This window comes from Hydrogenophaga sp., assembly GCF_026125825.1.
Classification (GTDB): Bacteria; Pseudomonadota; Gammaproteobacteria; order Burkholderiales; family Burkholderiaceae_C; genus Hydrogenophaga.
Map to the genome: position 1 here is coordinate 1 of NZ_JAHCKK010000122.1, position 9903 is coordinate 9903.

General features: G+C 65.7%; 11 protein-coding genes, 1 tRNA gene and 1 pseudogene. All 13 read right to left on the reverse strand.

The annotated features are described in order from the left end of the window. Positions 1–742, reverse strand: a 742-nt coding sequence (locus KIT86_RS22625; RefSeq protein ID WP_297402598.1) for an NAD(P)/FAD-dependent oxidoreductase, incomplete at its 3' end; no start/stop codon positions are given. Between the two features lie 9 nt (positions 743–751). After that, a complete protein-coding gene (locus KIT86_RS22630; protein ID WP_297402600.1) occupies positions 752–1513 on the reverse strand; it encodes a serine protease in 762 nt (253 codons plus the stop codon). After that, positions 1510–2616: a nucleotidyltransferase family protein gene (locus KIT86_RS22635; RefSeq protein ID WP_297402602.1), complete on the reverse strand. Its 1107-nt coding sequence runs from the start codon at positions 2614–2616 to the stop codon at positions 1510–1512. The genes KIT86_RS22630 and KIT86_RS22635 overlap by 4 nt, the downstream gene beginning before the upstream one ends. Further along, positions 2613–3545 carry an HprK-related kinase A gene (locus KIT86_RS22640; RefSeq protein WP_297402604.1) on the reverse strand — a complete coding sequence of 311 codons (933 nt, stop codon included), beginning with the start codon at positions 3543–3545 and terminating at the stop codon, positions 2613–2615. The genes KIT86_RS22635 and KIT86_RS22640 overlap by 4 nt, the downstream gene beginning before the upstream one ends. Then, complete coding sequence (locus tag KIT86_RS22645; protein WP_297402616.1) at positions 3530–3808, reverse strand: HPr-rel-A system PqqD family peptide chaperone; 279 nt, start codon at positions 3806–3808, stop codon at positions 3530–3532. Before KIT86_RS22645 ends, KIT86_RS22640 begins: the two co-directional genes overlap by 16 nt. A gap of 11 nt (positions 3809–3819) precedes the next feature. Continuing rightward, on the reverse strand, positions 3820–4407 hold the full coding sequence (locus KIT86_RS22650) for a hypothetical protein (RefSeq protein WP_297402606.1): 588 nt from the start codon (positions 4405–4407) through the stop codon (positions 3820–3822). Positions 4408–4713: 306 nt separating this feature from the next. Next, positions 4714–4790: transfer RNA gene (locus KIT86_RS22655), tRNA-Pro, on the reverse strand. A gap of 36 nt (positions 4791–4826) precedes the next feature. Next, positions 4827–5279, reverse strand: coding sequence for a MerR family transcriptional regulator (locus KIT86_RS22660; protein ID WP_297402618.1), 453 nt, complete (start codon positions 5277–5279; stop codon positions 4827–4829). Positions 5280–5471: 192 nt separating this feature from the next. Beyond that, entirely contained in the window at positions 5472–5798 is a 327-nt protein-coding gene (locus tag KIT86_RS22665) for an integration host factor subunit alpha (protein WP_297402608.1), read from the reverse strand. A gap of 25 nt (positions 5799–5823) precedes the next feature. Further along, on the reverse strand, positions 5824–8259 hold the full coding sequence (gene pheT, locus KIT86_RS22670) for a phenylalanine--tRNA ligase subunit beta (protein WP_297402610.1): 2436 nt from the start codon (positions 8257–8259) through the stop codon (positions 5824–5826). Between the two features lie 9 nt (positions 8260–8268). After that, positions 8269–9321: a phenylalanine--tRNA ligase subunit alpha gene (gene pheS, locus KIT86_RS22675; RefSeq protein WP_297402612.1), complete on the reverse strand. Its 1053-nt coding sequence runs from the start codon at positions 9319–9321 to the stop codon at positions 8269–8271. Positions 9322–9442: 121 nt separating this feature from the next. Beyond that, the gene (rplT, locus tag KIT86_RS22680) at positions 9443–9802 is read right to left on the reverse strand and encodes a 50S ribosomal protein L20 (RefSeq protein ID WP_086120609.1); all 360 of its coding nucleotides are present in this window, start codon (positions 9800–9802) and stop codon (positions 9443–9445) included. Positions 9803–9827: 25 nt separating this feature from the next. Next, positions 9828–9903 (reverse strand): annotated as a pseudogene (locus KIT86_RS22685) (50S ribosomal protein L35); the annotation flags it as partial.

Sequence of the window (9903 nt, forward strand, 5' to 3'; positions counted from 1 at the left end):
AGATCAGATGCGCAAAAGGCGATCGGCCCGACAGGGTGAAATAGTTGCCCTTGGCGAACCAGGCCCGGGGCACGTGCTCGGCGGCCAGACCGCGAACGCGCCGCGCCAGATCGCAGGCCCCCAGGCCGGCTGCGTTGACCACCGTGCGCGCCCGCAGGCGCGTGCCGTCGCGGGTCTGCACCTCGATGCCGGCTTCGACCACGGCGAGGTGCTCCACCTGCGCGTGGCACGCCACCATGCCACCCGCGTGCTCCAGGTCGCCCTGCAGCGACAGCATGAGGCCGTGGCTGTCCACGATGCCCGTCGAAGGTGAGTGCACCGCGCCCAGGCACTCCAGTTGCGGTTCGAGTTCACGCGCCTGCGCGCGGTCGAGCAAGCGCAGGTCGTCCACCCCGTTCGCGCGGGCCTTCTCGATGATCGACGGCAGAGCCGCCAGCTGCGATGGCGTGTGGGCCACGATGAGCTTGCCGCAACGCTGGTGGGCAATCCCCCGGTCCGCGCAATGCGCGTACAAGGCGCGCTTGCCTTCAACGCAAAGCCGCGCCTTGAGCGAGCCCGCCGGATAGTAGATGCCGGCGTGAATCACCTCGCTGTTGCGTGAACTCGTGCCCGTGCCGATGTCGGCCTCTCGCTCCAGCACCATCACCTCGCGCCCCGCCAGGGCCAGGGCGCGCGCCACGGCGAGCCCCACCACGCCAGCCCCCACCACCAGGGCATCGACCTGCTCAAATGCCGCGCTCATGGCCCTGCCTCAGCGGTGGCGGTCCACCAGCTCCTGCACATAGCGCGCCGGAATGGCGTACGAGATGCCCGAGGGCTGGCTCAGCGCCGACTCGCGCGTGTTCTTGATGAGCACCATGTTCATCACCCCCATCACATCGCCCGTGTCGGGGTCGAACAAGGGCCCGCCGCTGTTGCCAGGGTAAGCCGTGGCGTCGAGCTGGAAGATGTCGAAAGTCCCGTTGCGCAGGCTGCGGATCGCCTGCTCCCGCAAGCGCTCCGCAGACGGGCTGGGCAGCGCCGCCGAGGTGATGGTGGACACCGTCGCGCGGTGCGTGACGTGCGAGAACCCCAGGGAGCCGCCAATGGGAAACCCCATGAAGGCGAGGTCGTCGCCCTCCCTCACGCGGCGAGAATCCCCGATCTTGAGCGCGGGCCCGGGCGCGCCCGACACACGCAGCAGCGTCAAATCGCGCGCCACATCGGTCTCCAGCACCGTGGCCGTGCGCATCTGCCAATCGCCCTGCCCCACGCGCACCTGGACCACCAGCGAGCCCTCATCGCCGTCCGGCGGCAACACATGGGCATTGGTCACCACCATGTCGCCGCGCGCGACCAGAAACCCCGCGCCCCGCAATTGAAAGCGCGGGTTGTCCGTGGTCCTGAACGTCCCGACCAGCACCACGGAGGGCTTCACGCGCACCACCGTGTCGGCCAGCCCCGCCCAGGCACTCGCCGCGCACAGGCATGCAGTCACCCCAAGGCACAGGGCATGAAAAAGGCGTCGTCTCATTTCACATCCGCGGGCTCGGCCCGCATCGATTTGACCAGCTTGCGCAGCAGGTGCCACACCAGCATGACCGGCGGCATGCGCAGCCAGTGCCCGCGCAGGTAGAGGATGAACCGCGCCGTCGGCGTCCACGCATCCGATGCAGACGCATGAGCAGGGCGAAGCGCCCGCAGGAAAAGCGCGTCCAGCACACGCTGGCGCCAGGGCGCCAGCTGCACGGCAGGGCTGGCGCGCAGCGCATCGGTCACCGTGGCCGGAATGGGCGCGTCGAGCAGCAGCCCCGCATAGCGCAAAGCCTGGTGCAGAGGCCATTCCAGCTGCAAGGCGCGGGCCCGCGCAAGCAATTCGGTCCAGAAGCCCGGCTGCACAGCGAACTCGCGCAGCAACGCATCCAGATCGACCAGGCCCCGAAGGCCCAGTTCAAGATCGCCCTCATGGAACAGGTGCGCCACACTGTGCAACACCATGTCGGCCGGGCACAGCACCTGGATGCGCGGATCGTCACCCACCGCCCGGGCGCTGGCCAGCAGCAGGTCGGAATCGGGCTTGAGCCGGGCCGTCAGCGGCATGATCGCGTGGTGCACATCGAGCACGGTGCCGCGCTTCATGTGCTTGAGCGGCGGCAGCTCGTGCATCCATGTGCGGTAGTAGCGCTGGTCGTAGGCATCGCGGTTCATGGACACCCAGCCGCCCATCATCAGCGCCGACTCCACTTCGGCCAGGCGATGCCTGGGCACCAGAATGTCCACGTCCGACACCATGCGGCCCCGCGACGCGTCCAGCCCCGCCATGGTGTAGGCCGCGCCCTTGAGCAGCACCACCGGCAAGCCGATGGACTCCAGCGCCCGCGCAATCTCCACCACCTCGTAGCGCAGCTCGGTGTGCTGTCGGGCCGCCAACGCCATGGCCGAACCCAGATGCCGCCGGGGGGCCGGCGGCAGTTGATCCCACACCCCCGATGTCTGCGCACCGCGACCAATGCGGGCAAGCACGTCGGCCTGGCGCGCCTGGCGAATCAGCAGGTCCCAGGCACCCGGGCTCAAGGCAACCAGGCTGTCGGGGCGCTTCAGGGCCGCCACAAGGGTGTCGATGCGAGGCAGCGTCATGCGGGTGAAGCGGCCAGGGCATCGAACCAGGCGATGGCCTCGTCGAGGTGACCGTACTGCAGATCGTGACAGCCACACCCGTCCACGAGCGCCGCCAGGGCTTGAAAACCTTCGCGCCCATGCACGTGGTGGTTGAAGCTGTTGGACGCCAGCTCCACCAGCGCGCTGGGCTTGGGGCGCGCTTCCACGGTCAGCGGGGCCTCCCTCTTGAACTGGGGGAAGACCACCCACGCCGGCCGGGCCGGCTGGTCTGCGCGCGCCAGGCTGTCCCGCGAAATGCGCATGTGGGCCACCGTGCCCTTCATCGTGTCCCGCGCCACCGGCCCGAAACTCGCGCCCGGCGCCCGTTGGCGAATGACCTCGATCGACTCGTTCTTCAGGCTCACCGGGCGCGGCGACGGCGTCACCAGCCCCGACACCGGGTCGAGCAAAGCCATCTCGTCGGAGAGCAGGCGCCAGCCACTGAGCATGAGCGCCGCGCACAGCGTGCTCTTGCCCGAACCCGGCGGCGCCGGCAGAACCAGCACGCGCCCACCCCGTTCCAGCACCGCCGAATGAATCGTGATCCACGTGTGGCAGTAGCTGGTCACGCACCAGTTCATGCCCCACTCCAGAAAGGCGAACGCCTCACCGTACGCCAGAGGCGTGAACGGCTGGAAGCCGTCCATCTCGAACACGCACACGGTCTTGAGCAGGCGGCGACTGGGCTTCACCCTCACATGGAAATCGGCAAAGACGTCGTCCCCCGTCAACACCTCATGCTCGGGATACAGCGCCTGCAAGCCCTCGGCCACCACCGCGATCGGGCTGCGAATGTGCATGACAAACGGGGGAAGGCGCAGATAAAGGCCCTCAGCACGCAACCGGCGCGCCAGTTCCTCGGGTGAGAGCGCGGCCAGCGCCTGCGTGGACCTTACCCCTGATGGCACTCGATCAAACCCATGGACTCGAATTGCACAAGCAAGGACTGCAGCATGTCCAGTTCCTCCTGCGCGGGCTCCACAAGGCCCATGGCCTGAGCGAGGCTTTGGGCATCCTGGGCCTGCCCGGCACGCAGCAGATCAAACGCCTCACCGGCAACAGGCGTCAGCGCGTGAAGACTGCCGCTGGCGTCGTCGTACACGACCACGCCATCCGGCCAATGCTGAACCGCAAAATGATCGGCCCGGGCACAACCGAAGTTGCCCGGCACCTGCGACAAGGTCACAGGAAGGCTGGGCCGTAGATCATGTCAAAGTAGGCCATCGTCTGCGACAGCGTCCAGGTCGTCCCTGCAAAGGGCGACCACACACCTTGACCGTTCCAGATCGCACGGCACTGGCTCTTGGTCAGGAGCACGCGCGTCGAATCGTTGTTGAAGGCCGTGGCCGTCAGGAACGCCGCCGCCACGTGGCGCGCCAGCGCCGCGTTGTTGCGGTTGCCACCTTGGTCGAGCACTTCCTGGATCGTCAGCTTGCCGTAGGCGTTGCCGGGATCGCGGGTGAAGCCCGTCGTGGTGGAGATGAACTTGGTTTCCTTGAACTTCGTTGCCAGGCCGGCTTCGCTGTTCTTCCAGTAGCCATGCGACTTGCACTCGTAGTCGGTCTTGATCGCACGGCCCTGGCTGACCTTCATGTGCGCGGCAGCCAGCGACGAGAACGAGGACGGGCGGATGCAGGTGTGGTCACCGGCCAGCACGCTGTTGCTCTTCAAGGCGGCCATCACCGGGGCGGCCGACAGACCTGCGCGCACCAGGCGGCGACGCGACACGCCAGATGCGGGTTGCTGAGACGGGGTGGAAGAATCGATCATCTTGTTTACCTCTCTTGCAAGACAGGCCCAGGTGCGGATGGAAGCCCAATAGGAGCTTGAGCCTTTGGTAGCGCAAGTATAGACCACGCGCAACAAAAAGTAAGCAAATACGGGTCAAAAGCGGACATATTGCCCGTTTGGAATGCCCTCGGGACGGGCGGAATTCCAAGAGGCGCGTGCGAGGCATTGACAGCACTCTCTCAACAAGCGCTCAGAACATTTTGATTTTCCTCGGATTCGGCTGAACCGCGCAGGCATCCGAAATAGAAAAGCCCGGAATCTCACGATTCCGGGCTTTCGTCAAAATGGTCGGCGTGGCGGGATTCGAACTCGCGACCCCTTGCACCCCATGCAAGTGCGCTACCAGGCTGCGCTACACGCCGACAAGCCTCAAATTATAGCGTCCAAAAGAGGGCAAATCAGGCGGAGTGGTTCAGAAGCTCACGAATTTCAAGCAGTTCGCGCCGAACATCGTGCAGAAGGCCGCCCGAACCGGTGTGCACCGGGTATTCGGCTTCGATCAGAGGGATCACCACCTCACCGTGAACAACCTCATCGAGGTCGATCACATCAATGGCCTCGTCCTCCTCGTTGCGGCGCTTGTCGCGCTCGGCCTGCACAATTTCCTGCAGCTTGTTGCGCGCGCCGCTGATGGTGAAGCCCTGGTCGTACAGAAGCTCGCGAATGCGGCGGATCATCAGCACCTCATGGTGCTGGTAATAGCGGCGATTGCCGCGCCGCTTCATGGGCCTGAGTTGGGTGAATTCCTGCTCCCAGTACCGCAGCACGTGCGGCTTGACGCCACACAGCTCGCCCACCTCACCAATGGTGAAGTAGCGTTTGGCTGGAATGGGTGGAAGGGTTTTTTCCATGAAAATCAAGGCGGTACAGACCGAACCTTGAAATCTACTCTAACTGGCGCATGTGTGCGCGCAAGGGTGAACATTTCCGTGTGAAATGTTGCAACGCACCGCACACCCCAAAAAAAACGCCCCAATCTGGGGCGTTCTGTGTTGGGAAGCGCGCAACGTTGGTCAAGCGGCCAACGCCATCGCGCGGTGCGTTCACCCCCCGATGATGGCGGTCTGCACCTGTTCCTTGAGCTTGGGACTGGCATGAAACGTCACCACGCGGCGCGCTTCAATGGCCACGGGCTCACCCGTTCTCGGGTTGCGCCCAGGCCGGGGCGCCTTGGTGCGGATCTGGAAATTGCCGAAGCCCGAGATCTTCACGTCGGTGCCGTTCACCAGGCTGTCGGTGATCAGATCGAAGAAAGCATCGATCATGTCCTTGGATTCGCGCTTGTTCAGACCGATCTGGTCAAACAGCAGCTCCGCGAGCTGCGCCTTGGTCAAGGCAGGCGTCTCCAGGCTTTCCACAGCGAGTTCCATGCGGGCATTCTCCATGTTGTTCGTATCAGGCTCGCAACCGGCCAGCCACACGCTGGGCGACCGCCGCGACGGCGGCGTCGACGGTCGCGTCGATGTCCTCTTCGGTCAGTGTAGCGTCGTCGCGGTTGAGCACCAGCCGCACCGCCAGGCTTTTTTCATCCGCGGCGAGTGCCCCGGCCGTCGTGCCTTCGGGTGCCACCTGCTTCTTGGGCCGGTACACGTCGAACAACACCACGTCGCGCAACCAGGGGCTGGCCGGCGAGCGGATCGCCTCCAGCACGGCGGCATGCGTCACCGACTCCTTCACCACAATGGCCAGGTCGCGCTCCACAGCCTGGTAGCGGCTCACCGGCTGGTAGGCCGGCACGGGACGGTCCAGCACCGCATCGAGATCCAGCTCGAAGAGCACCGGCGCCTGCGCCACCTCGTAGCCCTGGCGCCAGCGGGGATGCAGTTCACCCACATGCCCAATGCAGCGGTCGTCCAGCCACACACTGGCGCAGCGACCCGGGTGCATCGCCGGGTGCTCGGCCACCTTGAAGGCCGGCCGGCGCGGCGCCAGCAGCGCCTGCACGTCGCCCTTCACATCGAAGAAATCCACCGCGCGCTCGGCGCTGCCCCACTGGAGCATGTCGGTCCCGCCATAGGCCAGACCCGCCACACGCATGGGCTGGCGGAAGCCGGCCACGGTCGTGTCGCTCTCCACGATGGTCGCATCCTTGAAGAACACGCGCCCCACCTCGAACAGGCGCACGCGATCCGTCCTGCGATCCAGGTTGAACTTGAGCACCGCCAACAGGCTGCCCAGCAGCGACGAGCGCATCACGCTCATCTGGCTGGCGATCGGGTTGAGCAGGCGGATCGGGTCGGCATTGCCGGCCAGCTCGCGCTCCCAGCGCTCTTCCACGAAGCTGAAATTGATGGTCTCCTGGTAGCCCAGCTGGGCCAGGCTGCGGCGAACCGCAAACGGACCCCGGCGCGCCTCGGTGCGGATCTTGGCCGTGATGGGCGCCAGCGGCGGCGTGTCGGGCAGCTTCTCGTAGCCGACGATGCGCGCCACCTCTTCGATCAGATCCTCTTCGATCTGCAGATCAAAACGGTAGGCCGGCGGCACCACCGTGAGCACGCCATCGCCCTCTTGCACCGGCAGGCCCAGGCGGCGCAGAGCGCCCGCGCACTCGGCCTGGCTCACCGGCATGCCGATCACCTTGGCCGCGCGCGCCACCCGCAACGTCACCGGTTGCGCTTTGGGCAGCTGCACCACCTGGTCGTCCAGCACCGCGGCCTGACCACCGCAGATCTCCAGCACCAACTGCGTGATGCGCTCCACGTGCTCGGGCGTGGTGGACGGGTCCACCCCCCGCTCGAAGCGGTGCCCGGCATCGGTCGAGAAGTTGTAGCGGCGCGAACGGCCCGCGATGGACTTCGGCCACCAGAAAGCGGCTTCAATGTAGATGTTCTGCGTGTCGTCCGACACCGCCGTGGAGTCACCCCCCATGATGCCGGCCAGCGACTCGACGCTCTGATCGTCCGCGATCACACCCACCTGCGCGTCCACCGCCACCGTGTTGCCATTGAGCAGCTTGAGCGATTCGCCCTCCCGGCCCCAGCGCACCTGCAGACCACCGTGGATCTTGTCGAGGTCGAAGATGTGCGACGGGCGGCCCAGCTCGAACATCACGTAGTTCGAAATGTCCACCAGCGGCGAGACGCTGCGCTGGCCGCAGCGCGCCAGCCGATCGACCATCCAGGCCGGCGTGGTGGCGCGCGTGTTCACGCCGCGCACGATGCGCCCGGTGAAGCGGCCGCACAGATCAGGCGCCTCCACGCGCACCGGCAGGCGGTCCGGCAGCGGGGCCGCCACCGGAGCGAACACGGGCTCGATCAAAGGCGACCCGGTGAGCGCCGACACCTCGCGGGCAATGCCGTAAACACTCAGGCAATGCGCCAGGTTGGGCGTGAGCTTGAGTGTGAACAGCATGTCGTCCAGCGCAAGCTGTTCGCGGATGTCGCGGCCCACGGGGGCATCGGCCGGCAACTCCAGCAAACCGCCATGGTCTTCAGACAACTTGAGCTCGCGCGCCGAGCACAGCATGCCCTGGCTCTCCACACCGCGCAGCTTGCCCAGCTTGATCTGGAACGGCTTGCCGTCTTCGCCGGGGGGCAGCTCCGCCCCCACCAGCGCGCACGGCACCTTGATGCCCACGCGCGCATTGGGCGCGCCGCAGACGATGTTGAGCAGACTGCCCTGCCCCACATCCACCTGGCACACGCGCAGGCGATCGGCATTGGGGTGTTGCACGGCGTCCTTGATCTCGCCCACCACCACCTTGGTAAACGGCGGCGCCACCGGCTCCAGCTCTTCGACCTCCAGACCAGCCATGGTCAGGGTGTCGGCCAGTTGCTGGCTGTTCAGGGGCGGATTGCAGAAGGCACGCAGCCAGGATTCGGGAAATTGCATGTCGTGGTCTCAGCGGAACTGGGCGAGAAAACGGACGTCACCGTCGAAGAACAGACGCAGGTCGTTGACCCCGTAGCGCAGCATCGTCAGGCGGTCCGGCCCCATGCCGAAAGCAAAGCCGATGTAGCGCTCGGGATCCAGGCCCATGTTGCGCACCACGTTCGGGTGCACCTGCCCTGAGCCCGCCACCTCCAGCCAACGCCCCGCCAGGGGGCCGTGCTGGAACTGGATGTCAATCTCCGCGCTGGGCTCGGTGAAGGGAAAGAAACTCGGGCGGAACCGCAGCACGAGATCGTCGGACTCGAAGAACGTGCGGCAGAAATCCGTGAAGACGTACTTCAGGTCCTTGAAGCTCACGTTCTCGCCCACCCACAGGCCTTCGCACTGGTGGAACATCGGCGAATGCGTCGCGTCGCTGTCCACGCGATAGGTGCGGCCGGGCGCAATCACCCGGATCTCGGGCATGGGGCGACCGGCATCCAGGGCGGCGCGATGGCGCTTGACGTGCTGCACCGCATGGCGGATCTGCATCGGGCTGGTGTGCGTGCGCAGCAGGTTGGGCGCCTTCTCGCTGCCCCCCTCCACGTAAAACGTGTCGTGCATTGAACGCGCGGGGTGGTCCTCCGGCGTGTTCAAGGCGGTGAAGTTGAACCAGTCGGACTCGATCTCGGGGCCGTCGGCCACCTCGAAACCCATGGAGCCAAAAATCGCTTCAATGCGCTCCAGCGTCAGGCTCACCGGGTGAAGGCCACCCTGGCCGCGCTGGCGGCCGGGCAAGGTCACGTCCAGCGCCTCGGCCTTGAGTTGCGCCTGCAACTCGGCATCGGCCAGGGCCTGGCGCCGCTCGGTCAGCGCGCCTTCGATCGCCTGCTTGGCCTGGTTGATGGCCGCGCCGCGGGACTTCTTCTCTTCCACGGAGAGGGCACCCAGGCCCTTCATCAGCTCGGTGATGCGGCCCGACTTGCCCAGGTACTGGGCCTTGGCGTTTTCCAGATCGGCCGGCGTGGCGGCTTGAACAAACCCGGCACGGGCGCTCTCGACCAATGCGTCCAACTCGTTCATGTGTGTGCTTGAATCGTTGGGAAATAAAAAAGGGGTTGAAGCCAGCGAGGGAACCCCTCAAGCCTCAACCCCTTTGAGCGACGGCGCACACCGCCGTGAGGCGGCGCGCTCCTGCCGTGAATCAAGCGGCCAGCTTGGCTTTGACTTGCTCCACGATGCTGCCAAAGGCAGCCGGATCGTTCACCGCCAGATCGGCCAGCACCTTGCGGTCGATCTCGATCTGGGCCTTCTTCAGGCCGTTGGCGAACTGGCTGTACGTCAGGCCGCAAGCACGGGCGCCAGCGTTGATACGGGCGATCCAGAGTTGACGGAAGACGCGCTTTTTCGTGCGGCGATCACGGTAGGCATATTGCCCAGCCTTCATCACCGCCTGCTTGGCGATGCGGAAGACGTTGCCGCGGCGGCCGCGGAAACCTTTGGCCAGAGCCAGAACCTTTTTGTGTCGGGCGCGAGCCGTTACACCACGTTTGACGCGAGGCATGTGTGTTCTCCTTGTTCGTCGTTGATCAAATGCCCATGCCGGGCAGCATCTGTGCCATGTGACCCATGTTGGTCTCATGCACGGTGACTGCTCCACGCAGG

Coding starts and splice junctions, on each gene's coding strand:
- pheT (WP_297402610.1), bottom strand. CDS start 8,259: ATGCAATTTCCCGAATCCTGGCTGCGTGCCTTCTGCAATCCGCCCCTG.
- pheS (WP_297402612.1), bottom strand. CDS start 9,321: ATGAACGAGTTGGACGCATTGGTCGAGAGCGCCCGTGCCGGGTTTGTT.
- KIT86_RS22665 (WP_297402608.1), bottom strand. CDS start 5,798: ATGGAACTCGCTGTGGAAAGCCTGGAGACGCCTGCCTTGACCAAGGCG.
- KIT86_RS22660 (WP_297402618.1), bottom strand. CDS start 5,279: ATGGAAAAAACCCTTCCACCCATTCCAGCCAAACGCTACTTCACCATT.
- rplT (WP_086120609.1), bottom strand. CDS start 9,802: ATGCCTCGCGTCAAACGTGGTGTAACGGCTCGCGCCCGACACAAAAAG.
- KIT86_RS22650 (WP_297402606.1), bottom strand. CDS start 4,407: ATGATCGATTCTTCCACCCCGTCTCAGCAACCCGCATCTGGCGTGTCG.
- KIT86_RS22630 (WP_297402600.1), bottom strand. CDS start 1,513: ATGAGACGACGCCTTTTTCATGCCCTGTGCCTTGGGGTGACTGCATGC.
- KIT86_RS22635 (WP_297402602.1), bottom strand. CDS start 2,616: ATGACGCTGCCTCGCATCGACACCCTTGTGGCGGCCCTGAAGCGCCCC.